This is a genomic window from Streptococcus sp. CCUG 71758 (assembly GCF_011714815.1).
Taxonomy (GTDB): Bacteria; Bacillota; Bacilli; order Lactobacillales; family Streptococcaceae; genus Streptococcus; species Streptococcus halitosis.
In genome coordinates this window covers 126,568-153,158 of the sequence record NZ_RXXO01000003.1, presented here as the reverse complement: position 1 = coordinate 153,158, position 26,591 = coordinate 126,568, and the positions used below count along the sequence as shown (strand labels likewise).

Below are 26,591 nucleotides of genomic sequence, written 5' to 3'. Positions count from 1 at the left end.
AGGACTTCCTTTCTTATTTGGTATTTATTGGATTGGAGCCTGCCACCCAGCCGGTGCAGAGGGCAGAAGTGATGTTAAAGCCGCCCGTGTGGGCATTGATATCCAGTACCTCGCCAGCAAAGTGGAGCCCAGGAACGAGTTTGCTTTCAAGGGTTTTAGGATTGATTTCCTTGAGACTGACGCCACCTTTGGTGACAAAGGACTTGGCAAGAGACATTTTGCCAGTAACAGGGATTTTGAGAGCCTTGATAGACTGGAGTAGTTGCTCGCGTTCTTTTTCAGTTAGCTGTTTGACTTTTTCAGGAAATCCTTGTACAAAAAACTCAGCCAAGCGTTCCGGAAGCAAAGTTTTCAAAGCATTTTTCAAGGATTTTTCCCGATTTTCCTCTAGAAATGCTACCAAGTCGCTCTCAGAAAGTTGAGGCAAAACATCCAGTGAAAGAACTTCTCCACCCTTGACAAAGCTGGACATACGCAGGGCAGCAGGACCTGACAAACCAAAGTGGGTAAAGAGCAGATCATGAGTGATGACATGCTTGCCATAGCTTAGGGTCACATCGTCCAGTGAAATCCCTTGTAAGGCCTTATGTGGAAAATCTGTTAATAATGGACTCTCAGCAGCCTCGAGCTCAGTAATGGTGTGTTTAAAATGACGGGCAATCTCGTGACCAAAACCAGTTGAACCAGTAGAAGGATAGGATTTTCCGCCAGTTGTGACAATCAGTTTATTACAAGTGAAGGTTTGGTCTGCGGACTTTAGGACAAACTGGTCGTCTATCTTTTTAACCGAAACAATTTCTGTTTGAGTAGCAACTTGACCACCGAGTTCAGTGATTTTCTTTTCTAGCGCCTCGATAATGGTCCGAGACTTGTCACTAGCAGGAAAGACGCGTCCGTGGTCCTCGACCTTAAGTTTAACACCATTCTCCGTAAAAAAGTTGATGATATCGTGGTTATCAAACTGGGAAAAGACACTGTACAGAAAGCGTCCATTTCCAGGAATTCCAGCCAGAAGGTCATCTAAGCTTCCATTGTTGGTTACATTACAACGACCACCGCCCGTTCCAGCTAATTTTTTTCCAAGTTTGCGATTTTTTTCGATGAGAAGAGTTTTCTGACCATAAAAGCTACTGGAAATGGTAGCCATCATACCTGCAGGTCCTCCACCAATGACAATAGTATCAAAATGTTTCATAGCTCTATTGTACCACAAAAAACAAGAGATGCTTGGCATCTCTTGTTGCTCATAATCTTAGTTAATTTCATATCCCATCAACAAACCGCCATCTTCTGCATAGAAACTGCAGAGACCAGACGTCGGGATGATTTTAATATCCGCTTGTGGGAAGGTTTCCAGCAAGCGTTCTGACAATTGCTGACAGAATTTTTCATTGTTGCGATGAGCCATGACAATTCGACCACCAGCATAGCCAGCCTTGATGAGCTCTTCATAGGCTGCTTGAAGGGATTTTTTTGGTCCACGCGCTTTTTGGAGTAGTTCTAGAGTTCCAGTTTCACTTGCTTCCCCAACCATACGGATGTTGAGAAGGCCAACAACTGCACCGATAAGCTTACTCAAACGGCCATTTTTGACCAAGTTATCAACTTTAGCAAGAACAAAGAGCAACTTCGTTTTTTCTTGGTAGACTGTAATAGCTTCAACAATTTCTTCAAAAGAAAGTCCTTGATCAATCAAGTCATTGATTTTTTCTACAATTAGGTCAACTTCCCCACCAGCAGATAAACTATCAATCACATGAATCTGAGTGTCAGGGTGTTCTTCAAGGTAAATATTTCTAGCGAGTTGTGCACTATTATGGCTACCTGAAAGAGTACCAGTAATGGTAACGACAAAGATATGCTTTGCACCTTCAAATGCACGCAAGTAATCATCAGGGCTAGGACAAGCTGATTTTGAAGCCTCAGAAGTCGCATACATGGTTTCCATCATGTGGTCAATGTCAAGATTGGCATCATCAATAAAGACCTGATCAGCTACTTGAACGGTTAAAGGAACACTAACAAATTCAGTATCAATAGCAGGAGTTGCCAGTTGACGATAATCACAACCAGAGTCAGCTACAATCTTCCAAGTCATAGAAATTCTCCATCTTTGTCACTTATACATTGACAAAGGTTCTGTCTTTTTTTACAATTGTATCATGAATGTCCTTGAAACAAAAGCACCACCTCTCTGTTGTTACAAGTAGAAAGAAATTGTTATGTCTGAACGTAGAATATCTGAAAAATCTCTTGAAAATCTCAGAAAATCAAATCAAGAATCCAATTTTTTAACCAGAGAAGCAATCGAGACGGCTCTTTTGCAACTACTGGAGAAAAAGGACATGGCCAAGATTAGCATTTCGGAGCTGGTCAAACGTGCGGGCGTCTCTCGTGCCGCCTTCTATCGTAACTATGACTCCAAAGAAGAGATTTTGGAAAGTGTTTTTAAACGCAGTGTCCATAACATTATGGGACAGTTGAGCCACTACGATGTCAAAACAGACCTTTATCTAGTCTGGGTACACCTTTTCCGAGCAGCCAAGAAAGAAGCCAAGGTTATCCAACTCGCTCTGGACTACCACTTGGAAAAGATTTTTGTCCAAGCTATGCAGGAATTTCTGGAAAAATACCATGGAAAGTCAAAAGGTGTCAGCAGCTACCTTCACTCGTTTTGGAGCTCTGCCATCGTATCGGTTCTGCTCAAATGGATTAAGGATGGCATGAAGGTTCCGGCTGAAAAGATTGCAGATTTACGCTTGCCATTTTTCAAAAAATAGAGGAAAAGGAGAAGAGCTATGACAGAAAAAAGACTGGCTTGGGATGAGTACTTTGCAGCCCAGGCTTTACTGATTGCCAATCGTTCGACCTGTAAACGTGCCAAGGTGGGAGCTGTCCTCGTTAAGGACAATAAAGTCATTTCAACAGGCTACAATGGTTCCGTATCAGGAACGGAACACTGTATTGACCACGAATGTCTGGTCATTGAAGGTCACTGTGTTCGAACCCTTCACGCCGAGGTTAATGCTATTCTCCAAGGGGCTGAGCGAGGGGTTCCCAGAGGATTTACAGCCTATGTGACCCATTTCCCTTGTCTGAACTGCACCAAACAACTGCTACAAGTTGGTTGCAAGCGCGTGGTTTATATCAACCAGTACCGAATGGATGACTATGCCCAGTACCTTTATCATGAAAAAGGCACCGAGTTAACCCATTTACCATTAGAGACTGTTCAGACAGCTCTTCAAGAGGCAGATTTGATTTAAAAATTAATAAAAATAAATGGTTTAGAAAGCTTTTTAAACCGTTTTTTGATATAATAAGAAGAATAAATTGAAAGAAGGAACTCAGAAAATGGGAAAAATTGAAGTCATTAATCATCCACTCATTCAACACAAATTGTCAATCTTGCGTCGTACAGACACTTCTACAAAAGCTTTTCGTGAGCTAGTAGATGAGATTGCAATGTTGATGGGATATGAAGTACTTCGTGATCTTCCACTTGAAGACGTTGAAATTGAAACACCTATCACAAAGACCGTTCAAAAACAATTGGCTGGTAAAAAATTGGCGATTGTCCCAATTTTGCGTGCAGGTATCGGGATGGTAGATGGTCTCTTGAATCTGGTTCCAGCAGCAAAAGTTGGACACATCGGTATGTACCGTGATGAAGAAACCCTTCAACCAGTTGAATACTTGGTGAAATTGCCTGAGGATATTGACCAACGTCAAATCTTTGTCGTTGATCCAATGTTGGCAACAGGTGGCTCAGCAATCTTGGCTGTAGATTCACTTAAAAAACGTGGCGCATCCAATATCAAGTTTGTCTGCCTGGTATCTGCTCCAGAAGGTGTAAAAGCCCTTCAAGAAGCACACCCAGATGTAGAAATCTTTACTGCGGCTTTGGATGAACGCTTGAACGAACACGGTTATATCGTTCCAGGTCTTGGAGATGCTGGAGACCGCTTGTTCGGTACTAAATAAAATCCCAAAGTAAATATTGAAACTAGAAGTTTGTTTTTGACTTGAAAGGAGGTTGAGTTTTTGTTTCTGTTTAGAGAATAGAGCAAAAATTTGACCTTTTTTGACCAAAAAGATATAATAGTTCTGTATTGAAGTCGTATGACTAAGAAAATTCAACATTAAAAGGAGAAATGAATGATTCCTGTAGTTATTGAACAAACAAGCCGTGGAGAACGTTCATATGATATTTACTCACGTCTACTAAAAGATCGTATCATCATGTTGACTGGACCAGTTGAAGACAACATGGCCAATTCCGTTATTGCCCAATTGCTCTTCTTGGATGCCCAAGACAGTACAAAAGATATTTACCTTTATGTCAACACACCTGGAGGCTCTGTTTCAGCTGGTTTGGCAATCGTTGATACTATGAACTTTATCAAGGCAGATGTCCAAACCATCGTGATGGGGATGGCAGCCTCAATGGGGACTATCATTGCATCAAGTGGCGCAAAAGGTAAACGTTTCATGCTTCCAAATGCAGAGTATATGATTCACCAACCAATGGGTGGTACAGGTGGTGGTACCCAACAAACAGATATGGCAATCGCTGCAGAGCACTTGCTTAAAACTCGTAAGACTTTGGAGCAAATCCTTGCAGATAACTCTGGTAAATCAGTCGAGCAAATTCATGTAGACGCAGAACGTGATTACTGGATGAGTGCCCAAGAAACACTTGAGTATGGTTTTATTGATGAAATCATGGTCAACAATTCTTTGAGCTAACCAACCTAAAAAGCAAACTCGACGGGGTTTGCTTTTTTTGATATAATTAGGAGAAGATTTCTTAGAAAGAGGATTTATCATGTTTGAAAAGGTCAATCGATCAGGATTAATCATCTATCTTTACTATAATCGGGATGCAAAGAAACTTCAGGAATACGGTGACATCTGTTACCATTCTAAGAAGCATCGCTACTTGCAACTCTATGTTCCAACTGAGGAGTTAGATGACTTAGTAGAGAGATTAGGTAAGGAAAGATTTATCAAGAAAATTAGACGGTGTCACATTCAAGAGTTAGAAACTCCCTTTGTTGGCAATCTCTATCGAAATAAAGAAAACGTTATCATTTAAAAAAGTGAATAAAAAGGTTGACAATTTTCTGATAATTCGGTATATTCTTAACATACTATTTTGGAATAATACTATAAGGAGATAAAAAATGAAGAAAAAATTTGCCCTATCTTTTGTGGCCCTTGCTAGCGTAGCCCTTCTCGCCGCTTGTGGAGAGGTCAAATCAGGAGCCTCAAACGCTGCTGGTAACTCAGTCGATGAAAAGACAATTAAAATCGGATTTAACTTTGAAGAAACAGGTGCCGTAGCAGCCTACGGAACATCTGAACAAAAAGGAGCTCAACTTGCCGTTGATGAAATCAATGCAGCAGGTGGTATCGATGGAAAACAAATCGAAGTTGTAGACAAAGACAACAAGTCAGAAACTGCCGAAGCAGCTTCTGTTACAACGAACCTAGTAACACAATCAAAAGTAGCAGCTATTGTAGGACCTGCGACATCTGGTGCAACTGCTGCAGCTGTAGCTAACGCTACCAAAGCTGGAGTGCCATTGATTTCACCAAGTGCTACTCAAGATGGATTGACCAAAGGTCAAGATTACCTATTTATCGGAACATTCCAAGATAGCTTCCAAGGGAAGATTATTTCAAACTATGTGACAAACAAATTGAATGCTAAGAAGGTTGTTCTTTATACTGACAATGCTAGTGACTATGCTAAAGGTATTGCTAAATCTTTCCGCGAAACCTACAAGGGTGAGATTGTAGCAGATGAAACGTTTGTAGCAGGTGATACAGACTTCCAAGCAGCCCTTACTAAAATGAAAGGGAAAGAGTTTGACGCTATCGTTGTTCCAGGCTACTACACAGAAGCAGGTAAAATTGTAAACCAAGCCCGTGGTATGGGAATTGATAAACCAATCGTTGGTGGTGATGGATTTAACGGTGAAGAATTTGTTCAACAAGCAACAGCTGAAAAAGCATCAAACATTTACTTCATCTCAGGATTCTCAACTACAGTTGATGTTTCTGAAAAAGCTAAAGCCTTCCTTGAAGCATACCGTGCTAAATATAATGAAGAACCTTCAACCTTCTCAGCCTTGGCTTATGACTCAGTTTACCTAGTAGCCAATGCTGCAAAAGGTGCTAAAAACTCAGGTGAGATCAAGGATAACCTTGCTAAAACAAAAGATTTTGATGGTGTAACTGGTCAAACGAGCTTTGATGCTGACCACAATACAGTGAAAACTGCTTACATGATGACCATGAACAATGGTAAAGTAGAAGCAGCAGAAGTTGTAAAACCATAACATTAGAATAGTAGTTGAAATAGGGAATGAGCCTTTGACTCACTCCCTGTTTCGGTGTTTATGAACTTGTGAAAATGATGAAATTTTCTAAAAAATAACGATAGAAAAGAGTGAATGCTATGCTCCAACAACTTGTGAATGGTTTAATCCTGGGTAGTGTTTATGCACTTTTGGCTCTGGGTTATACCATGGTTTATGGAATTATCAAACTCATCAACTTCGCCCACGGTGATATTTATATGATAGGTGCCTTTATTGGTTACTTTTTGATTAATTCCTTCCAAATGGATTTCTTTTTAGCTTTGATTATTTCAATGGCAGGAACCGCACTACTTGGTGTTGTGATTGAATTTCTTGCTTACCGTCCTTTGCGACACTCTACACGTATTGCCGTATTGATTACTGCCATCGGGGTGTCTTTCCTACTGGAATACGGAATGGTTTATCTAGTAGGTGCCAATACTCGTGCCTTCCCTCAAGCAATTGAAACAGTCCGCTTTGACTTGGGACCAATTAGCTTGACAAATGTTCAATTGATGATTTTAGCAGTTTCTGTACTCTTGATGGTTTTACTACAATTGATCGTCCAAAAAACAAAAATGGGGAAAGCCATGCGTGCGGTATCAGTTGATAGCGACGCAGCTCAATTGATGGGAATTAATGTAAATCGTACAATCAGCTTTACTTTTGCTTTGGGTTCAGCCCTTGCTGGTGCGGCAGGTGTCCTCATTGCCCTTTACTACAACTCTCTTGAACCTTTGATGGGCGTGACTCCAGGTCTAAAATCATTCGTTGCGGCCGTACTGGGTGGTATCGGGATTATTCCTGGTGCAGCTCTAGGGGGATTTGTGATTGGCTTGTTGGAAACATTTGCTACTGCCTTCGGTATGTCTGATTTCCGTGATGCTATCGTATATGGAATCTTGCTTTTGATTCTGATTGTTCGACCTGCAGGTATCCTTGGTAAGAATGTGAAAGAGAAGGTGTAAACAATGAAGACAAATCTTAAAGTAAATATTCTCTGGTTATTCCTTCTGTTAGCGGGTTATGGGTTGATTAGTGTACTGGTTTCTGCTGGTGTTCTCAATCTATTTCATGTTCAAATTTTAGAACAAATTGGGATTAATATCATCCTTGCAGTAGGTTTGAACTTAATCGTTGGTTTTTCAGGACAATTCTCACTCGGTCATGCAGGTTTTATGGCGATTGGGGCTTATGCAGCAGCGATTATTGGTTCAAAATCACCAACCTATGGTGCCTTCTTTGGAGCAATGGTCTTGGGTGCCTTGATTTCTGGTGCAGTCGCTTTGCTCGTTGGTATTCCAACACTCCGTTTGAAGGGTGACTACCTGGCTGTTGCGACACTAGGTGTTTCAGAAATCATTCGTATCTTTATCATTAATGGTGGAAGTTTGACCAACGGTGCCGCTGGTATCTTGGGTATTCCAAACTTTACCAACTGGCAAATGGTTTATCTATTTGTGGTGATCACAACTATTGCAACTCTCAACTTCCTACGTAGTCCAATTGGACGCTCTACTCTATCTGTTCGTGAGGATGAGATTGCTGCAGAGTCCGTTGGGGTAAACACTACAAAGATCAAGATAATCGCTTTTGTCTTTGGTGCTATTACAGCAAGTATTGCTGGTTCACTTCAGGCCGGTTTTATCGGATCTGTTGTCCCAAAAGATTACACCTTTATTAATTCCATCAACGTGTTGATTATCGTTGTATTTGGTGGACTTGGATCCATTACTGGTACCATCGTTTCAGCGATTGTTTTAGGAATTTTAAATATGCTCCTTCAAGATGTTGCTAGCGTACGTATGATCATCTACGCTTTGGCTCTTGTATTGGTCATGATTTTCAGACCAGGTGGACTTCTTGGGACATGGGAATTGAGTCTATCACGTTTCTTTAAAAAATCTAAGAAGGAGGGACAAAACTAATGGCATTACTTGAAGTTAAACAGTTAACCAAACATTTTGGCGGTCTAACAGCTGTTGGAGATGTCACTCTTGAATTGAACGATGGAGAATTGGTTGGTCTGATTGGACCAAACGGGGCTGGTAAAACAACTCTTTTCAATCTCTTGACTGGTGTTTATGAACCAAGCGAAGGTACTGTGACACTAGATGGTCACCTCCTAAATGGGAAAACTCCCTACAAAATCGCTTCCCTTGGTCTCAGTCGTACTTTCCAAAATATTCGTTTATTCAAGGACCTGACAGTTTTGGAAAATGTTTTGATTGCATTTAGCAATCATCATAAACAACATGTCCTTGCGAGCTTTCTACGTCTACCAGCTTTTTATAAGAACGAGGAAGAATTAAAAAGCAAAGCTTTGGACTTGCTGAAGATTTTTGATTTGGATGGTGACGCAGATACTCTTGCCAAGAATCTGGCCTATGGCCAACAACGTCGATTAGAAATCGTTCGTGCTCTGGCAACCGAACCTAAGATCCTCTTTTTGGATGAACCGGCAGCTGGGATGAATCCTCAAGAAACGGCTGAATTGACAGAACTGATCCGTCGTATCAAAGATGAATTTAAAATTACTATCATGCTCATCGAACACGATATGAATTTGGTTATGGAAGTCACTGAGCGTATCTATGTTCTTGAATATGGCCGTTTGATTGCTCAGGGAACTCCTGACGAAATTAAGACGAATAAACGTGTTATCGAAGCTTATCTAGGAGGTGAAGCCTAATGCCTATGTTAAAAGTTGAAAACCTCTCTGTACATTATGGTATGATCCAAGCAGTTCGTGATGTGAGTTTCGAGGTTAATGAAGGAGAAGTTGTTTCCCTTATCGGTGCCAATGGTGCTGGTAAAACAACCATTCTTCGTACCCTTTCAGGTTTGGTTCGCCCAAGTGCTGGTAAAATTCAGTTTTTAGGAAAAGAAATTCAAAAGTTGCCAGCGCAAAAAATCGTGGCAGGTGGCCTTTCACAAGTTCCTGAGGGACGCCATGTTTTCCCAGGTTTGACTGTTATGGAAAATCTAGAAATGGGAGCTTTCTTGAAGAAAAATCGTGAAGAAAATCAAGCCAACTTGAAAAAAGTCTTTTCACGCTTCCCACGTCTGGAAGAGCGTAAAAACCAAGATGCGGCAACTCTTTCAGGCGGTGAACAGCAGATGCTGGCTATGGGACGCGCTCTCATGTCTACACCTAAGCTCCTTCTCTTGGATGAGCCATCAATGGGACTGGCCCCAATCTTTATCCAAGAAATTTTTGATATCATTCAAGATATTCAGAAGCAAGGAACAACAGTTCTCCTAATCGAACAGAACGCCAACAAGGCCCTTGCTATCTCTGACCGTGGTTATGTACTTGAAACAGGCAAGATCGTCCTATCAGGAACAGGAAAAGAACTAGCCTCATCAGAAGAAGTCAGAAAAGCATATCTAGGTGGCTAAAAAGGTCCGGGGGACCTTTTTAGTCGGCGGATAAGGATTGCGCACACAATTCCCCTATAGACCCGGGGGCATTTCAATCGTTGGATGAAGATGGTCAAACAATCATCATATAACAGGGACCTACTTTCCTAATCATCAGATGATAGAATATTCTGGAGCTCCAACTTAGGAGCTTTTTCGTTTATAGTTGGATTTTGGAAATAAATGAAATGGTGCCTTAATTTTAACTAGATGATTTCGTGTTTGAATTGACAGTCATTTTTGTTCATATTATAATATGGTTAAGTGGAAATTGAACAGGAGGACTAAGAAATGGTGACAGAAAAACAATTTAAACTTTTGCGGTTTATGTTGATACATAAAGAAAAGACCTTTACTCAGAGACAGTTAGCTGATAAGTTAAACCTATCTTTAGGAACAATTAACACATTGGTGAAAAAACTGAAAGAAGAGAAGTGGGTTGATGAGGAGCTTCACTTAACAGAACTAGGTCAGAAAGTTTTAGAACCGTATCGAGTAAAAAATGCCATTATAATGGCTGCTGGCATGAGTAGTCGTTTTGCTCCTTTGTCTTATGAGATTCCTAAAGGATTGCTTCAAGTCAAGGGGGAACGCTTGATTGAGAGGGAAATCAGACAACTGCAAGAAGCAGGAATAGAAGACATAATCGTTATCGTAGGGTATCTTCAAGAAAAAATGTTCTATCTTGCAGAGAAGTTTGGTGTAAAAATTGTAGTGAATAATGATTACTACAAATACAATAACTGTTCGTCTCTTGTGTTGGTTAAAGATCAACTTTCCAACACTTATATTTGTTCATCGGATAATTATTTTGTGGAAAATCCGTTTGAGCAATATATTTATAGAGGTTACTACTCGACCATATTTGCAGAAGGTCAAACGGACGAATATTGTGCTATAGAAGATTCGAATCACACGATCATTGATATTCAGATTGGTGGGGAAAATACTTGGGCCATGGTGGGGCACGTTTATTTCGACCGTGCATTTAGCGAAAAATTCAAGGAAATTTTAGAAACCGAGTTTAAACACGAACCTTATCGTGAACAGCTTTGGGAGGATTACTATAGTCGCCATGTTAAAGAACTCCTTTTAGAAGCCCGCCACTATTCAGCGGATATTGTTAAAGAATTCGACTCTCTAGATGAACTCCGTCAATTTGATGAACGTTATTTGGTAAATGCAGATTCGGCCATTATTGATAATATCTGTAAGACATTAAAGTGTGTGGCTTCAGATATTGTCAATATCAAACCTCTAAAAGATGGGTTAACCAACACATCATTTTCATTTGACTGTCTAGGAAAAAGATATGTTTACCGTCATCCGGGCAGGGGAACGGAAAATTATATCGACCGAGCTAGTGAAGCAGCTTCTATGGAAATTGCTGCAAAATTAAAGATTGACCGTACCTTCGTAGCTATGAACAAGGATGAAGGCTGGAAAATTTCAGAATTTATTCCCAATGCTAAGCAACTGGATTATGATAATTGGGATGATGTGGCACAAGCAATGGACCTCTTGAGACGGTTACACCAATCTGGAGAAAGAACGGAACATTCCTTTGACCAATTTGAGGGAATTGATGATTTTAAAGAAAAATTGAAAGCTAGAAATCGATTTGAGTTTGATGGTCTCGAGGAATTGGATAAAACTGTTTCAATTCTCAAAAATTATTTACAGAATGATCCGAAACAGGTTGTCCTTTGTCATGGAGATTCCTATAGTCCTAATTTCTTGTTGAATGAAGCAGGCGAAATGAGCTTGATTGACTGGGAATATTCTGGAATGGGAGAGCCAGCAGGAGATTTGGGCACCTTTATCGCGTGTTCCAATTATACTGTAGAGGATGCTGAAAAAGTACTGGAATTGTATTTGCAAGAAGTACCAGATAAGAAAACCAAACGTCACTATTTGGCTTATGTAGCAGTGATCTCATATTATTGGTTCTTGTGGGCTTTGTTCCAGGAGAGTGTCGGAAAACCAGTCGGTGAGTTCCTCTACATCTGGTATCGCTATACCAAACAATATGGACAACTGGCCCTTGATTTGTATTTGGAGGAGAACTGAGATGAAAACGACATCCGAAATTGAAGATTTAGTAGCAACTGAAACAAAGAGAAGATTGGAAGAAATGGAGTCGCCAAACTATGAGTTTGTTCAACCCTTTCTAAAAAGTGATTTCATTTTAATCATCTCCATAGTCCTAATCAACCTTGTTTTGATTATCTTAGCAATGACGGGAGGAATTCAATAACATGTCTAAAATGAATGACTATATCCAACAAGAAACCATAACCGGAATTGTTCCCATGACCAATAAGGATCGTCAGTATTCTTTCTGGGATCTCTTTCTATCGACAAGTGGTTTTGCCATTGCTACTTGGTGTTATACCCAAGGGGCTTATGTAGCTCAATATTTGACCTTTAATCAAATGTTGATAAATATTTTTAGCTTTAACATTATCTGGGTCTTTATTGAATGTCTTCCTATTTTATTTGCGGTGAAGTATGGAATTGATTTGTGGATTTGGTTGAGAGCTGTTCTAGGAAAAAGAGGTGTAGCCCTGTTATCAACCATTATTAGCTTGGCTAACTTTGGCTGGTATGCTGTTGCGGCCAATCTTTTTGCCAGTTCCATGATCCATTTGGCAAACAATTTTGGTCTTGGCTTGGACAAGGGAATATGGGCACCTATTCTTGGTACCCTCTGTGTTCTTCTTGGGACTCTCATCGCTCTTGGAGGCCCGGAAGTGATTAAATGGACCAATCGCTTCTTGGTTATCGCCTTGTTGATTGTCGGTCTCATCATCGTTGGAATCTGCTTTGTCGCCGTTCCTATAACTGATATTATGAATATCCAACCAGCCACTCAAGGAGATTTGACGCCATTAGAACGCTTCATGCTCTCCGGAGAAGGAAATGTTGCCTTCGCTTTTTCTTGGTCTACACAGGCATTGGTTTTACCGCGTTTGGCAAAATCAGAACGCAGTGGTTATTGGGCTACAGCCTTATCATACGGAGTTGTGGCTCCATTCTTCGTTGCGACAGGTGGAGTCATGGCTCTAGCCATGTTTGTCAAAACAGGTGTTTATGAAAGTGATCCAACAACCATGCTATCAACTCTAAGCACCCCGGCCTTTGCTCTCTTAAGTTTACTACTAGTAGCCTTTGCCAATATTGGAACCCAGGGGACAGGATCGTATGTGAACTGTATGATTGTCAAAAGTGGGATGCCCAAAGTAAGCTATAAACTAATGGTTTGGATTGCCATGGTTTACGTGAGTCTACTCACTATCTGGGGAGGAGTAGAAGAGTATTTCGGATCCTTTATCTCCCTAGCCGCCTATATTCAGGGGCCAATTATTGGTATGATTGTTGTCGACTATTTTATCTTAAGAAAACGAAAACTCGACTTGCGTTCAGCCTATTTCCTTGAAGGGCATAACGCCTACGAATTTACTAAAGGATTTAACTTAGTTGGCTTGTCTTGCGTATTTATCTCCTTATTGGTAGCGGTACTATTTGTCTACAACCCTGTAACTGCACAAATTCAAAGTCCAATCTTTTTAATCACAACGGGTAGCGGATTTACTGCGCTATTCGGTGGACTACTATACTGGCTAGCTAGTCTTAGCCCACTGAAACGTTATATGATAAAAGATCGAGACACTGTTACGATTTAAGAAGAGAGGGGACTTCGGTTCCCTTTTAACTTACACTGGCATTTTATGCAAATTTCTCAGATTGTTCAAAATCTTGAAAAAGAGATGAAAGCGTTTGATAGATTTTCTAAGAAAGTGTATAATAAAAGTAGCAATATAGAAGGAGAAGTCCCATGGCAGTTAAAGATTTCATGACCCGTAAGGTAGTTTATATCAGTCCAGATACAACTGTGGCACACGCAGCAGATTTGATGCGCGAGCAAGGTTTGCACCGTTTACCTGTTATCGAAAATGATCAATTAGTCGGATTGGTAACAGAAGGAACCATCGCGGAAGCCAGCCCATCTAAAGCAACCAGTCTCTCTATCTATGAGATGAATTATCTTCTAAATAAAACCAAAGTAAAAGATGTAATGATTCGAGATGTCGTGACTGTTTCTGGCTATGCTAGTCTAGAGGATGCGACCTACCTGATGCTGAAAAATAAAATAGGGATCTTACCAGTCGTAGACAATCATCAGGTCTACGGCGTCATTACAGACCGCGATGTTTTTCAGGCTTTCTTGGAAATCGCCGGATACGGAGAAGAGGGGATTCGGGTTCGTTTCATTACAGAAAATGAAGTCGGAGTACTGGGGAAAATTGTAGCTTTAATTGTAGAAGAGGATTTAAATATTTCCCATACTGTAAACATTCCACGTAAGGATGGCAAGGTCGTCATCGAAGTTCAAATTGATGGAAAAATCGATTTGACTGCATTAAAGGAAAAGTTTGAAAAAGAAGGAATTCAAGTGGAGGAAATCACTCAGACCTCTGCCAAAGTCCTTTAAACCAGAGGCTTTCGGGCCTCTTTTCTTCTGCCACAAAAGCGATGAAAAGCAAAATATGGAAAGAAATAAGAGATTATGGTATAATAAAACGATATGAAAAGGAGTATCTATGGACATTTCAGAAATTCGTCAAAAAATTGACGCAAATCGTGAAAAATTAGCTTCTTTCAGGGGGTCTCTTTGACCTCGAAGGCTTAGAGGAAGAGATTGCCATCTTGGAGAACAAGATGACAGAACCTGATTTTTGGAACGATAATATCGCGGCCCAAAAAACGTCGCAAGAATTAAATGAATTAAAAAACACCTACAACACCTTCCGTAAAATGGAAGAGTTGCAGGATGAAGTTGAGATTTTATTGGACTTTTTAGCAGAAGACGAGTCAGTCCATGATGAACTGGTCGAGCAGCTAACCGAGTTGGATAAGATGATGACCAACTACGAGATGACCCTTCTCTTGTCAGAACCTTATGACCATAATAATGCCGTCTTGGAAATCCATCCAGGATCTGGTGGTACTGAGGCTCAGGACTGGGGCGATATGTTGCTCCGCATGTACACTCGTTATGGAAATGCCAAAGGCTTTAAAGTAGAAGTCTTGGATTACCAGGCTGGTGATGAAGCGGGTATCAAGTCTGTGACCTTGTCTTTTGAAGGTCCCAATGCATACGGACTACTTAAATCAGAAATGGGTGTTCACCGTTTGGTCCGTATTTCACCATTTGACTCTGCCAAACGTCGCCATACTTCATTTACATCCGTAGAGGTTATGCCTGAGCTGGATGATACTATCGAAGTGGAAATTCGTGAAGATGATATCAAAATGGATACCTTCCGTTCAGGTGGTGCTGGTGGACAAAACGTCAATAAAGTTTCAACAGGTGTGCGTTTGACACACATTCCTACAGGAACTGTCGTCCAATCAACGGTCGATCGTACCCAGTATGGAAATAGAGATCGTGCCATGAAGATGTTGCAGGCTAAACTCTATCAGATGGAGCAAGAAAAGAAAGCTGCGGAAGTTGATTCCCTCAAAGGTGAGAAAAAAGAAATTACATGGGGAAGTCAGATTCGTTCTTATGTCTTCACACCTTATACTATGGTAAAAGATCACCGTACAAGCTTTGAAGTTTCCCAAGTAGATAAGGTCATGGATGGAGACCTTGATGGTTTCATCGATGCCTACCTCAAGTGGCGAATTAGCTAAGAAAGAAAGGAACTCATATGTCAATCATTGAAATGAGAGATGTTGTCAAAAAGTATGACAATGGAACGACTGCCCTGCGTGGTGTCTCTGTCACCATTGAACCAGGAGAGTTTGCCTATATCGTAGGACCTTCTGGGGCAGGTAAGTCAACCTTTATTCGAGCTTTATACCGAGAAGTAAAGATCGAAAAAGGAAGCCTATCAGTTGCAGGCTTTAATCTAGTTAAAATCAAGAAGAAAGATATCCCGCTTCTACGTCGTAGTGTCGGGGTTGTCTTTCAAGATTACAAACTCTTGCCTAAGAAAACGGTTTATGAGAATATTGCCTACGCAATGGAAGTTATCGGAGAGAATCGCCGTAACATCAAAAAACGTGTTATGGAAGTATTGGACCTAGTAGGTTTAAAACACAAGGTTCGTTCTTTCCCGAATGAACTCTCAGGTGGAGAACAGCAACGGATTGCGATTGCCCGTGCGATTGTCAACAATCCTAAAGTATTGATTGCTGATGAACCAACAGGAAACTTGGACCCAGATAATTCGTGGGAAATTATGAATCTGTTGGAACGCATCAATCTTCAAGGTACAACTGTTTTGATGGCGACCCACAACAGCCAAATCGTAAATACCTTGCGCCACCGTGTCATTGCCATTGAAAACGGCCGTGTCGTTCGTGACGAAGCTAAAGGAGAATATGGATACGATGATTAGTAGATTTTTTCGCCATTTATTTGAATCATTAAAAAGTTTAAAACGAAATGGCTGGATGACAGTAGCAGCAGTGAGTTCGGTTATGATTACCTTAACACTCGTTGCCCTGTTTGCATCTGTAATTTTTAATACAGCAAAACTGGCTACCGATATTGAAAACAACGTTCGTGTTATGGTCTACATTCGTAAGGATGTAGCAGATAACAGTGAAACGATTGAAAAAGAAGGTCAGACAGTTACCAATAATGACTACCACAAGGTCTATGATGCTTTGAAGGCGATGCCTGCTGTAAAAAGTGTTACCTTCTCAAGTAAAGAAGAACAATACGAGAAACTGACGGAAACAATGGGTGACGATTGGAAGGTCTTTGAAGGGGATGCAAATCCTCTCTATGATGCCTATATCGTCGATACAAATTCTCCAAGTGATGTTAAAACAGTAGCTGAAGAAGCGAAGAAAATTGAGGGAGTATCAGAGGTTCAAGATGGTGGAGCCAACACTCAACGGCTTTTTGAACTAGCTTCCTTTATCCGTGTTTGGGGATTGGTTATTGCAGGGCTCTTGATTTTTATTGCAGTCTTCCTCATTTCCAATACCATCCGTATTACCATTATTTCACGTAGTCGTGAGATTCAGATCATGCGTCTTGTTGGAGCGAGAAATGGTTATATCCGTGGCCCATTCTTGCTAGAAGGTGCTTTTATTGGCTTGCTTGGCGCAGCGATTCCCTCAGTTCTTGTATTCTTTGTTTACAATATCGTTTATCAATCGGTCAATAAATCCTTGGTAGGTCAAAACTTATCAATGATTACGCCAGATGTGTTTGTCCCTTTGATGACAGTTCTACTATTTGTAATCGGAATTTTCATTGGTTCAATTGGTTCAGGAATTTCGATGCGTCGATTCTTGAAAATCTAATTGGATATAAATGCAAATTGCAGAACAAATCAGAAAAATGATACATTTTTAAAAGAGAAGTTTTCGTAAACTTCTCTTTTTTCTTCTAAAAACTAAAAAAAAGTAGACAATTTTTTTATAAAAGCCTTTACAAAAAAAAATAAAGTGGTATAATTGAATTATAAATAAGTGCAAACGTTTTCGTAAAACGTTTGCCTAAAAAATATAAAGGAGATTTGAATGATGAAAGATACATTCAAAAATGTCTTGTCTTTCGAATTTTGGCAAAAATTCGGTAAGGCATTGATGGTGGTTATCGCTGTTATGCCAGCGGCTGGATTGATGATTTCAATCGGTAAGTCGCTTGCATTGATTGACCCAAATCTTGCCCCACTTGTTATTACAGGTGGAATTCTTGAGCAAATCGGTTGGGGAGTTATCGGTAACCTTCATATTTTGTTTGCTCTTGCTATCGGTGGTAGCTGGGCTAAAGAACGTGCAGGCGGTGCATTTGCAGCAGGACTTGCCTTTATCTTAATCAACCGTATCACTGGTACTATCTTTGGAGTTACAAGTGATATGCTGAAAAACCCTGAGGCTATGGTCACTACCCTCTTTGGAGGCTCAATCAAAGTTTCTGATTACTTCATCAGTGTTCTTGAAGCACCAGCATTGAACATGGGTGTTTTTGTAGGGATTATCTCTGGTTTTGTAGGGGCAACCGCCTTTAACAAATACTACAACTACCGTAAACTTCCTGATGCGCTTTCATTCTTCAATGGGAAACGCTTCGTACCATTCGTTGTCATCCTTCGTTCAGCTATTGCAGCAATTGTACTTGCAGCTTTCTGGCCAGTTGTTCAAACAGGTATCAACAACTTTGGTATCTGGATTGCCAATTCACAAGAAACAGCACCTGTTCTTGCACCATTCTTGTATGGTACTTTGGAACGTTTGCTCTTGCCATTTGGTCTTCACCACATGTTGACTATCCCAATGAACTATACAGCTCTTGGTGGTACTTATGACATTTTAACTGGTGCAGCTAAAGGTACTCAAGTATTCGGTCAAGACCCACTATGGCTTGCATGGGTAACAGACCTTGTAAACCTTAAAGGTACTGATGCTAGTCAATACCAACACTTGTTAGATACTGTTCACCCAGCTCGTTTCAAAGTTGGACAAATGATTGGTTCATTTGGTATCTTGATGGGTGTCATCGTTGCTATCTACCGTAATGTTGATGCTGATAAGAAACACCAATACAAGGGTATGATGATTGCGACAGCCCTTGCAACATTCTTGACAGGTGTTACTGAACCTATCGAGTATATGTTTATGTTCATCGCAACACCTCTTTACCTTGTTTATTCAGTAGTTCAAGGTGCTGCCTTTGCTATGGCTGATATTGTTCACCTTCGTGTGCACTCATTCGGTTCAATCGAATTCTTGACTCGTACTCCACTAGCTATCAATGCTGGTCTTGGTATGGATGTCATTAACTTTATCTGGGTAACTGTCCTCTTTGCAGTCATCATGTACTTCATTGCCAACTTCATGATTCAAAAATTCAACTATGCCACTCCAGGACGTAACGGAAACTATGAAACTGCTGAAGGAGCATCAGAAGATGCAGCTCCAGGAGAAACAAAAGTTGCAGCAGCTTCTCAAGCTGTAAATATCATTAACCTTCTTGGTGGTCGTGCAAACATCGTAGATGTAGATGCATGTATGACTCGTCTTCGTGTAACTGTTAAGGATGCAGATCGTGTTGGTACTGAGGAACAATGGAAAGCAGAAGGCGCTATGGGTCTTGTCATGAAAGGACAAGGTGTCCAAGCTATCTACGGACCAAAAGCTGACGTATTGAAATCTGATATCCAAGATATCCTTGACTCAGGTGAAGTAATTCCTGAAACTCTTCCAAGTCAAATGACAGAAGCTCAAAAAAATACTGTACATTTTAAAGGTGTAACTGAGGAAGTTTACTCAGTAGCTGACGGTCAAGTTATTGCCTTGGAACAAGTGAAAGATCCAGTCTTTGCTCAAAAAATGATGGGTGATGGTTTTGCAGTAGAACCAGCAAATGGAAACATTGTATCTCCAGTTTCAGGTACTGTATCAAGTATCTTCCCAACAAAACATGCACTTGGACTTGTTACTGAATCAGGTCTTGAAGTACTTGTTCATATTGGTTTGGATACTGTAAGTCTTGAAGGAAAACCATTTACTGTTCACGTTTCTGAAGGACAAAAGGTTGCAGCAGGTGATCTTCTTGTGACAGCTGACTTGGATGCTATCCGAGCAGCAGGTCGTGAAACATCAACAGTGGTTGTCTTTACAAATGGTGATGCTATCAAATCAGTTAAATTAGAACAAACAGGTTCTCTTGCAGCTAAAACAGCAGTTGCTAAAGTAGAATTGTAATATACTCGAGGTTGGAAGCTGTTTTCCAACCTCTTGTTTTAGGAGAAAAGCATGAAATTTTTAACACTCAATACTCATAGTTGGATGGAAAAAGAAGCAGAGGAAAAATTCCAGCTCTTGCTCCAAGATATTCTTGACAAAGATTATGATTTGATCTGTTTTCAAGAAATTAATCAAGAAATGACTTCGCCGGAGGTAGAGGTTAACAATCACTATCAAGCTTTGCCATCAGCAGAACCTATTCATCAGGATCACTATGTACGACTCCTGGTCGAAAAAATGTCTGAGAAAGGGAAAAACTACTACTGGACTTGGGCTTATAATCATATTGGCTATGACCGCTACCATGAAGGTGTAGCTATCTTATCCAAAACACCTATTAAGGCGCGTGAGATTTTAGTATCAGATGTAGATGATCCAACAGATTACCACACTCGTCGAGTTGCTTTGGCAGAAACAGTAGTTGAAGGCAAAGAACTTGCAGTTGCAAGTGTCCATCTCTCTTGGTGGGATAAAGGTTTCCAAGAAGAATGGGCACGATTTGAGGCTGTATTAAAAGAGTTGAACAAACCTCTGATTTTAGCAGGTGATTTTAATAATCCAGCTGGTCAGGAAGGCTATCAAGCGATTTTAGCTAGCCCATTAGGATTACAAGACGCGTTTGAAGTTGCGAAAGAAAGAAGTGGTAGCTATACCGTTCCACCAGAAATTGATGGCTGGAAAGGCAATACCGAACCACTACGAATCGACTATGTCTTTACGACAAAAGACTTAGAAGTGGAAAGTTTGCATGTAGTTTTTGATGGCCAAAATGGTCCACAAGTCAGTGACCACTATGGTTTGAATGCTGTATTGACCTGAAAATAATGAAAGAGGTTGGAATCAGAGGTTCCAACCTTTTAAGCTACTTGAATCTTTAATACAGGACTGAGATTCAAATGAAGCTACTGAAATAGGACAAAATATGGTATAATTGAAAGGATAGAATCGAGGATAGTATGTCATTTAAGAAATTTCAATTTAAAAATTATATAGCAGAAGCCTTGGAGGAGTTGAAGTTTACGACTCCTACCGAAGTTCAGGAAAAGTTGATTCCTATTGTCTTGGCAGGTCGTGACTTGGTGGGCGAGTCAAAAACAGGTTCAGGAAAGACCCACACTTTCTTACTACCCATTTTTCAGCAATTAGATGAAACTAGCGATAGTGTGCAGGCGGTCATTACTGCACCAAGTCGTGAGTTGGCTACTCAAATTTACCAAGCAGCTCGTCAGATTGCAGCTCACTCAGATGTCGAAGTTCGTGTGGTTAATTATGTGGGTGGTACGGATAAGGCGCGTCAGATTGAAAAACTGGCCAGCAACCAACCACATATCGTTATCGGAACGCCAGGTCGCATCTATGACTTGGTCAAATCTGGTGATTTAGCCATTCATAAGGCCAAGACATTTGTAGTTGATGAAGCCGATATGACCTTGGATATGGGATTCTTGGAAACCGTTGATAAGATTGCAGGAAGACTTCCAAAAGACTTGCAATTCATGGTTTTTTCAGCGACGATTCCACAAAAATTGCAACCGTTCTTGAAAAAATACTTGTCAAATCCTGTTATGGAGAAAATCAAAACAAAAACAGTCATCTCTGATACGATTGATAACTGGTTGATTTCAACCAAGGGACGAGATAAGAATGCTCAGATTTACCAACTGACTCAGTTGATGCAACCTTATTTGGCAATGATCTTTGTTAACACAAAAACGCGTGCTGATGAATTGCATGCCTACTTGACTGCCCAAGGATTGAAGGTAGCAAAGATTCATGGAGATATTGCCCCTCGTGAACGCAAGCGGATCATGAATCAGGTGAAAAATCTGGATTTTGAGTACATTGTCGCAACGGACTTGGCAGCGCGTGGAATTGACATTGAAGGTGTCAGCCATGTTATCAATGACGCCATTCCGCAAGACTTGTCCTTCTTTGTTCACCGAGTTGGACGGACTGGGCGCAACGGTCTGCCTGGTACAGCTATTACCCTTTACCAGCCTAGTGATGACTCGGATATCCGTGAGTTGGAGAAATTAGGGATCAAGTTTACTCCTAAGATGGTCAAAGATGGAGAGTTTCAAGACACCTATGACCGTGATCGTCGTGCTAATCGTGAAAAGAAGCAGGATAAGCTTGATATTGAAATGATTGGATTGGTTAAAAAGAAAAAGAAAAAAGTCAAGCCAGGCTATAAGAAGAAGATTCAATGGGCGGTGGATGAAAAACGTCGCAAAACCAAGCGTGCTGAAAATCGTGCTCGTGGCCGTGCCGAGCGTAAAGCCAAACGCCAAACATTTTAAGAACAAAATTGGAGCTGAATGGCTCCTTTTTGTACCTTCGTTTTATAAATTTTCGAAAAGAATGCAAAAATGAGTAAAAAGTGGTATAATGATAAGGTTATATAGTCCCGATAAGATGGTAGAAATTTCTATCAGTACTTTGTAACTCTATAACAATATTTTTTAAGGGGGGACATTTTTATGTCAGAACGTAAATTATTCACGTCTGAATCTGTATCTGAGGGGCATCCGGATAAGATTGCAGACCAAATTTCAGATGCGATTTTGGATGCTATTTTAGCAAAGGATCCAGAGGCGCACGTTGCTGCTGAGACAGCTGTATACACTGGTTCTGTCCATGTTTTTGGTGAAATTTCTACAAATGCTTATGTGGATATCAACCGTGTGGTTCGTGATACCATTGCAGAGATTGGTTATACGAATGCAGAATATGGTTTTTCTGCGGAAACAGTTGGAGTTCATCCATCGCTTGTTGAGCAGTCGCCGGATATCGCCCAAGGTGTTAACGAAGCCTTGGAAGTCCGTGGAAGTGCAGATCAAGATCCGCTTGACTTGATTGGTGCTGGTGACCAAGGTCTCATGTTTGGATTTGCAGTGGATGAGACAGAAGAACTCATGCCATTGCCAATCTCACTCAGCCACAAGTTGGTTCGTCGTTTGGCAGAACTTCGTAAGTCTGGTGAAATCAGTTATCTTCGTCCAGATGCCAAATCACAAGTTACAGTTGAGTACGATGAAAATGATCGTCCAGTACGTGTGGACACAGTCGTTATTTCAACTCAGCACGATCCAGAAGCTACTAATGAACAAATCCATCAAGATGTGATTAACAAGGTTATCAAAGAAGTTATTCCAGCTTCTTACTTGGATGAGCAAACAAAATTCTTCATCAATCCGACTGGCCGCTTTGTAATCGGTGGACCTCAAGGAGACTCAGGTTTGACTGGTCGTAAGATCATCGTGGATACCTATGGTGGCTATTCTCGTCATGGTGGCGGTGCCTTCTCTGGTAAGGATGCGACTAAGGTGGATCGTTCTGCGTCATATGCAGCTCGCTACATTGCCAAGAATATCGTGGCAGCAGGTCTTGCTAAGAAAGTAGAAGTGCAATTGGCCTATGCCATCGGTGTGGCACAGCCTGTTTCTGTTCGTATCGATACTTTCGGTACAGGAACAGTAGCTGAAAGCAAACTTGAAAAAGCAGCGCGTCAAACCTTTGATCTTCGCCCTGCAGGAATTATCCAAATGCTGGATCTTAAACGTCCAATTTACCGTCAAACAGCGGCTTATGGACACATGGGACGTACAGATATTGACCTTCCATGGGAACGTTTGGACAAGGTAGAGGCTTTGAAAGAAGCTGTGAAATAAAATAAAAAAGATTGGTAGTACACAACTACCAATCTTTTTTGCAAGTGAAAACCAGCTTAAAAGCTGGTCTTCTTATTTTATAGGGATTGAGATCTCAATCAATTTATCCGAATAGAGGGTTTTGATATTTGCTTCATCGATACTTTCTTTGTCGATTTTACGTTTCAAGAAGAAGTCTTGGATGGTTTCAATTTCGGGTTCACGAATAGCACGGTGTTTGTTCGAAATGAGGATTTCATAGTGAAGCGGGGCTTGTGTGAAAACCACATCTGTATTTCCGGCCGAATAGACCTCAACAAGAGTTGCGTCAGTACTTTCTAATTGGCTTTTAACAAGTTGCGAGTGTGAATTAGTCGTGTTGATAAGCTTCATAACAGTTCCTCCGATTTTCTAACTCTATTATAGCACTTTTTGGATAAAATCGTGCAATTTAGTCAATTCCATGCTGGATTTTCCAAGCTTCAATTCCCCATTTATGGCTACCACGTTTGAGTTTTTCAATTGCTTCATCAATAGGAAACCAAGCAATATGATTAAAATCTTCCAATGGTTTTTGTACTTCTTGGAAAGAAGTAGCTTCATAGAGATAAGCTGGGTTGTAGTAGTAGGCATCACGGTGGCGAGAGTAGAAATACTCATCAGCTTGCCCATAATAGGTTCCAATCTCAGCTGTAAAGCCAAGTTCTTCGATTAGTTCTCTCTTCAGTGCATCTTGATGATCTTCGCCTGCTTCAATTTCTCCACCTGGCAAGAACCAAGCACCATTGGGAGCTTGAACTAGGACAATTTGTTTTTTTTCTGCATCAGGAATAACTGCGTACACGCCATAGCGGGGCTGGTAGGTCACATTCTCTTTTTTATCACCAAAAGTTGGGTTTGCCATTGAACTTTCCTCATTCTCTAGTATCTTTATTATTATCATAATGGACGAGGGGCTAGCTGTCAAGGTTTTTCATTTATTTTAGTAAAAAAGGTGCAGAAAATGATAGACTTTCTGCACTTGTTATATAGATTTATTCTTCTCTTTCAGAAGTATTTTCTTTGATTTTTTCAGTTTTTTTGGTAGATTTGATTTGAATCTTACCATTGCTTGTCATGACTGCCTTGAGGTCTTTTTCGCTTGGATTTTCAAGGTAGTAGTCTGTAATAGCATCCTCGATATGGTCTTGAATGGTACGACGGAGTGGGCGTGCTCCCATTTTGGGATCATAACCTAGGTCAACCAACTTTTCCTTGACCTTGTCTGTCACATCGAGGTGGATGTTGTTGCTAGAGAGGCGTTTGTTGACATCCGCTAGCATGAGTTCGACGATTTGGAGGAGGTTGTCCTTGCTGAGAGGTTTAAATTCGATGATGCCGTCAAAACGGTTCATAAACTCAGGACTAAAGAAGTTGCCGAGTTCACCGAGAACAGAGTTGGTTCGACCTTCACGAGCAGCTCCAAAACCAACACTGGCTTCGGCCTTACCGGTACCGGCATTTGAGGTCATGATAATGATAGCATCCTTAAAGCTAACTGTTCGTCCTTGTCCGTCTGTCAAACGGCCATCGTCTAAGACTTGAAGGAACATGTGCATCACATCTGGATGGGCTTTTTCGACTTCATCGAGAAGGATGAGTGAGTAAGGATTACGACGAACTTTTTCCGTTAACTGACCCGCTTCATCGTAGCCAACATAACCTGGAGGGGCTCCGACTAATTTAGCCACACTGTGTTTTTCCATGTATTCACTCATATCAAAGCGAATCATGCTGTCAGCAGAACCAAAGAGTTCAATGGCTAGTTGTTTGGACAGTTCTGTCTTACCGACACCAGTTGGTCCGACAAAGAGGAAACTTCCGATTGGGCGGTTAGGAGTTCCAAGACCAACACGATTACGACGGATGGCTTTGGCAATCTTATCGGCAGCTTCATCTTGACCAATGACATGAGCTTTGAGGTCGTCTGCTAGATGGATAAGCTGAGACTGTTCTTTTTCTTTGAGTTCTCCGACAGGAATATTGGTTTTCTGCTCAATGATATGCTCAATGGTTTTCTCGCTAATGATAGGAGTATCCTGGTCAGTCACCTTGTTTTTCTGCATTTCCTTGTACTTGGCAATCTGATCGCGGAAATAGGCAGCCTTTTCAAAGTCTTCCTCTCGAGTAGCTTGAGCCTTGAGATTCTCAGCTTCAATTAAACGCTGATCAATCACTTTAGGATCAACAAAGTTCAGCGTCAGATTCATCTTAGAACCAGCTTCATCTAACAGGTCAATAGCCTTGTCTGGCAAGAAGCGGTCTTGGATATAGCGATTGGAAAGATTTGCAGCAGCTTCGATAGCAGTGTCTGTGTACTTGACGTGATGGTAGTCTTCGTATTTCTTTTGAACCCCTTTGAGGATGATAATGGTTTCTTCGACAGTTGGTTCATCAACTTTGACAGGCTGCATACGACGTTCCAAAGCAGCATCTTTTTCAATGATACGGTATTCATTGAGAGTAGTAGCGCCAACCAATTGCAATTCACCACGGGCAAGGGCAGGTTTCAGGATATTACCTGCATCCATATTGCCATCACCTGCTGACCCTGCACCAACAATTTCATGGATTTCGTCGATAAAGAGGATGATGTCCTCGCGTTTGCGTATCTCTTCCATGAGCTTTTGCATACGCTCTTCAAATTGACCTCGAATCCCTGTTCCTTGAACTAGACTAACCACATCCAGACGGATGACCTGCTTGCCTTGGAGTTTATGGGGAACATCACCATCGACAATCTTCTGAGCTAAACCTTCGACAACAGCTGTTTTACCAACACCTGGTTCTCCGATAAGGACAGGATTGTTTTTGGTTCGACGGTTGAGGATTTCGATAACGCGGATAATCTCCTCGTCTCGGCCGATAACAGGGTCAATATCTCCTCGACGAGCTATTTCAGTCACGTTGATACCATATTCCTCTAGGAGCCCTCTTTCTTGGCTAGGAGGAGGTGTTTGAACAGGTCCGCGGTTTTGAGGTCCATAACCACCGTTTCCTCCATATCCTCCACCAGATTGAGTTGGAGGGACGTTATTAGAAGAAGGTTTGAAATTGTTCAAATCATTGAAAAAGTCGCCGAAAGGATCAAAGTCATGATTGTTTAAGTCAGTCATTCCTTTAAAGAGGGTATTATTTGGATCTGTTTTGATAATTTTATAGCAATTTTGACAGAGATCAATTTGCTTTTGCTGTCCATTGATATTGGTATACAGATGAATTGTTGAGTCGTTAATTTTACAGTTTTGACAGAGCATACATCTACCTCATTTCATTCTTATTCTTGGTCTAAGAAAAAGGTCAAGAATAGTCAAAGTTTTATACTCTCATTATA

Annotated in this window: 26 protein-coding genes; 21 read left to right on the top strand and 5 right to left on the bottom strand. The window is 40.9% G+C overall.

Annotation, left to right across the window (positions count from 1 at the left end; translation table 11 throughout):
• Positions 1-13: 13 nt before the first annotated feature.
• Positions 14-1,195, bottom strand: a complete 1,182-nt coding sequence (locus EKB01_RS07205; protein WP_167266305.1) for an NAD(P)/FAD-dependent oxidoreductase — start codon at positions 1,193-1,195, stop codon at positions 14-16.
• Positions 1,196-1,252: 57 nt separating this feature from the next.
• Positions 1,253-2,098, bottom strand: coding sequence for a DegV family protein (locus EKB01_RS07200; RefSeq protein ID WP_167266303.1), 846 nt, complete (start codon positions 2,096-2,098; stop codon positions 1,253-1,255).
• Positions 2,099-2,222: 124 nt separating this feature from the next.
• Between EKB01_RS07200 and EKB01_RS07195 the strand changes: the two genes are divergently transcribed.
• The 21 genes from EKB01_RS07195 to metK all read left to right on the top strand — a co-directional run bounded on the left by EKB01_RS07195 (position 2,223) and on the right by metK (position 23,239).
• On the top strand, positions 2,223-2,780 hold the full coding sequence (locus EKB01_RS07195; protein WP_167266300.1) for a TetR/AcrR family transcriptional regulator: 558 nt from the start codon (positions 2,223-2,225) through the stop codon (positions 2,778-2,780).
• Positions 2,781-2,798: 18 nt separating this feature from the next.
• Entirely contained in the window at positions 2,799-3,266 is a 468-nt protein-coding gene (locus EKB01_RS07190) for a cytidine/deoxycytidylate deaminase family protein (protein WP_000136990.1), read from the top strand.
• An 88-nt stretch (positions 3,267-3,354) separates the two neighbouring features.
• Positions 3,355-3,984, top strand: a complete 630-nt coding sequence (gene upp, locus EKB01_RS07185) for a uracil phosphoribosyltransferase (RefSeq protein ID WP_000515972.1) — start codon at positions 3,355-3,357, stop codon at positions 3,982-3,984.
• Between the two features lie 174 nt (positions 3,985-4,158).
• Positions 4,159-4,749, top strand: a complete 591-nt coding sequence (locus tag EKB01_RS07180) for an ATP-dependent Clp protease proteolytic subunit (protein ID WP_000613460.1) — start codon at positions 4,159-4,161, stop codon at positions 4,747-4,749.
• 79 nt (positions 4,750-4,828) lie between these two features.
• The gene (locus tag EKB01_RS07175) at positions 4,829-5,098 is read left to right on the top strand and encodes a YlbG family protein (protein ID WP_000462131.1); all 270 of its coding nucleotides are present in this window, start codon (positions 4,829-4,831) and stop codon (positions 5,096-5,098) included.
• Between the two features lie 88 nt (positions 5,099-5,186).
• Positions 5,187-6,347: an ABC transporter substrate-binding protein gene (locus EKB01_RS07170; protein WP_000726111.1), complete on the top strand. Its 1,161-nt coding sequence runs from the start codon at positions 5,187-5,189 to the stop codon at positions 6,345-6,347.
• Between the two features lie 119 nt (positions 6,348-6,466).
• Positions 6,467-7,336, top strand: coding sequence for a branched-chain amino acid ABC transporter permease (locus EKB01_RS07165; RefSeq protein WP_000941409.1), 870 nt, complete (start codon positions 6,467-6,469; stop codon positions 7,334-7,336).
• A gap of 3 nt (positions 7,337-7,339) precedes the next feature.
• Positions 7,340-8,296, top strand: a complete 957-nt coding sequence (locus EKB01_RS07160; RefSeq protein ID WP_000856262.1) for a branched-chain amino acid ABC transporter permease — start codon at positions 7,340-7,342, stop codon at positions 8,294-8,296.
• On the top strand, positions 8,296-9,060 hold the full coding sequence (locus EKB01_RS07155) for an ABC transporter ATP-binding protein (RefSeq protein ID WP_167266297.1): 765 nt from the start codon (positions 8,296-8,298) through the stop codon (positions 9,058-9,060). The genes EKB01_RS07160 and EKB01_RS07155 overlap by 1 nt, the downstream gene beginning before the upstream one ends.
• Complete coding sequence (locus EKB01_RS07150) at positions 9,060-9,770, top strand: ABC transporter ATP-binding protein (RefSeq protein ID WP_033584957.1); 711 nt, start codon at positions 9,060-9,062, stop codon at positions 9,768-9,770. The genes EKB01_RS07155 and EKB01_RS07150 overlap by 1 nt, the downstream gene beginning before the upstream one ends.
• A 312-nt stretch (positions 9,771-10,082) precedes the next feature.
• Complete coding sequence (locus EKB01_RS07145; RefSeq protein WP_167266295.1) at positions 10,083-11,861, top strand: phosphotransferase; 1,779 nt, start codon at positions 10,083-10,085, stop codon at positions 11,859-11,861.
• A gap of 1 nt (position 11,862) precedes the next feature.
• Positions 11,863-12,048, top strand: coding sequence for a hypothetical protein (locus tag EKB01_RS07140; protein WP_000859100.1), 186 nt, complete (start codon positions 11,863-11,865; stop codon positions 12,046-12,048).
• Position 12,049: 1 nt separating this feature from the next.
• A complete protein-coding gene (locus EKB01_RS07135) occupies positions 12,050-13,477 on the top strand; it encodes a cytosine permease (RefSeq protein ID WP_033605911.1) in 1,428 nt (475 codons plus the stop codon).
• 152 nt (positions 13,478-13,629) lie between these two features.
• Entirely contained in the window at positions 13,630-14,286 is a 657-nt protein-coding gene (locus tag EKB01_RS07130; RefSeq protein WP_033605910.1) for a CBS domain-containing protein, read from the top strand.
• 109 nt (positions 14,287-14,395) lie between these two features.
• A protein-coding gene (prfB, locus tag EKB01_RS07125) for a peptide chain release factor 2 (RefSeq protein ID WP_109289777.1) occupies positions 14,396-15,491 on the top strand; the annotation gives its coding sequence in 2 pieces (ribosomal slippage) (positions 14,396-14,467 and positions 14,469-15,491; 1,095 coding nt in all).
• A 17-nt stretch (positions 15,492-15,508) separates the two neighbouring features.
• Complete coding sequence (gene ftsE / locus EKB01_RS07120; RefSeq protein WP_000022271.1) at positions 15,509-16,201, top strand: cell division ATP-binding protein FtsE; 693 nt, start codon at positions 15,509-15,511, stop codon at positions 16,199-16,201.
• Positions 16,194-17,120 carry a permease-like cell division protein FtsX gene (ftsX, locus tag EKB01_RS07115; protein WP_000625557.1) on the top strand — a complete coding sequence of 309 codons (927 nt, stop codon included), beginning with the start codon at positions 16,194-16,196 and terminating at the stop codon, positions 17,118-17,120. The genes ftsE and ftsX overlap by 8 nt, the downstream gene beginning before the upstream one ends.
• A 219-nt stretch (positions 17,121-17,339) precedes the next feature.
• The gene (locus tag EKB01_RS07110) at positions 17,340-19,526 is read left to right on the top strand and encodes a PTS transporter subunit IIBC (RefSeq protein ID WP_109289778.1); all 2,187 of its coding nucleotides are present in this window, start codon (positions 17,340-17,342) and stop codon (positions 19,524-19,526) included.
• 51 nt (positions 19,527-19,577) lie between these two features.
• Positions 19,578-20,387, top strand: coding sequence for an endonuclease/exonuclease/phosphatase family protein (locus EKB01_RS07105; protein ID WP_167266292.1), 810 nt, complete (start codon positions 19,578-19,580; stop codon positions 20,385-20,387).
• A 137-nt stretch (positions 20,388-20,524) separates the two neighbouring features.
• Positions 20,525-21,868 (top strand): DEAD/DEAH box helicase, encoded by a 1,344-nt coding sequence (locus EKB01_RS07100; protein WP_167266289.1) that lies wholly within the window; start codon positions 20,525-20,527, stop codon positions 21,866-21,868.
• Positions 21,869-22,048: 180 nt separating this feature from the next.
• Positions 22,049-23,239 (top strand): methionine adenosyltransferase, encoded by a 1,191-nt coding sequence (gene metK, locus EKB01_RS07095; RefSeq protein ID WP_000003926.1) that lies wholly within the window; start codon positions 22,049-22,051, stop codon positions 23,237-23,239.
• A gap of 72 nt (positions 23,240-23,311) precedes the next feature.
• Here the strand turns inward: metK and EKB01_RS07090 are convergent, their stop codons facing one another.
• From EKB01_RS07090 to EKB01_RS07080, 3 genes are all read right to left on the bottom strand, one after another.
• Entirely contained in the window at positions 23,312-23,611 is a 300-nt protein-coding gene (locus EKB01_RS07090) for a DUF1827 family protein (protein ID WP_000767203.1), read from the bottom strand.
• A 58-nt stretch (positions 23,612-23,669) separates the two neighbouring features.
• Positions 23,670-24,122 carry an NUDIX hydrolase gene (locus EKB01_RS07085; RefSeq protein WP_109289781.1) on the bottom strand — a complete coding sequence of 151 codons (453 nt, stop codon included), beginning with the start codon at positions 24,120-24,122 and terminating at the stop codon, positions 23,670-23,672.
• A 130-nt stretch (positions 24,123-24,252) separates the two neighbouring features.
• A complete protein-coding gene (locus EKB01_RS07080; protein ID WP_167266287.1) occupies positions 24,253-26,514 on the bottom strand; it encodes an ATP-dependent Clp protease ATP-binding subunit in 2,262 nt (753 codons plus the stop codon).
• Between the last annotated feature and the right edge of the window lie 77 nt (positions 26,515-26,591).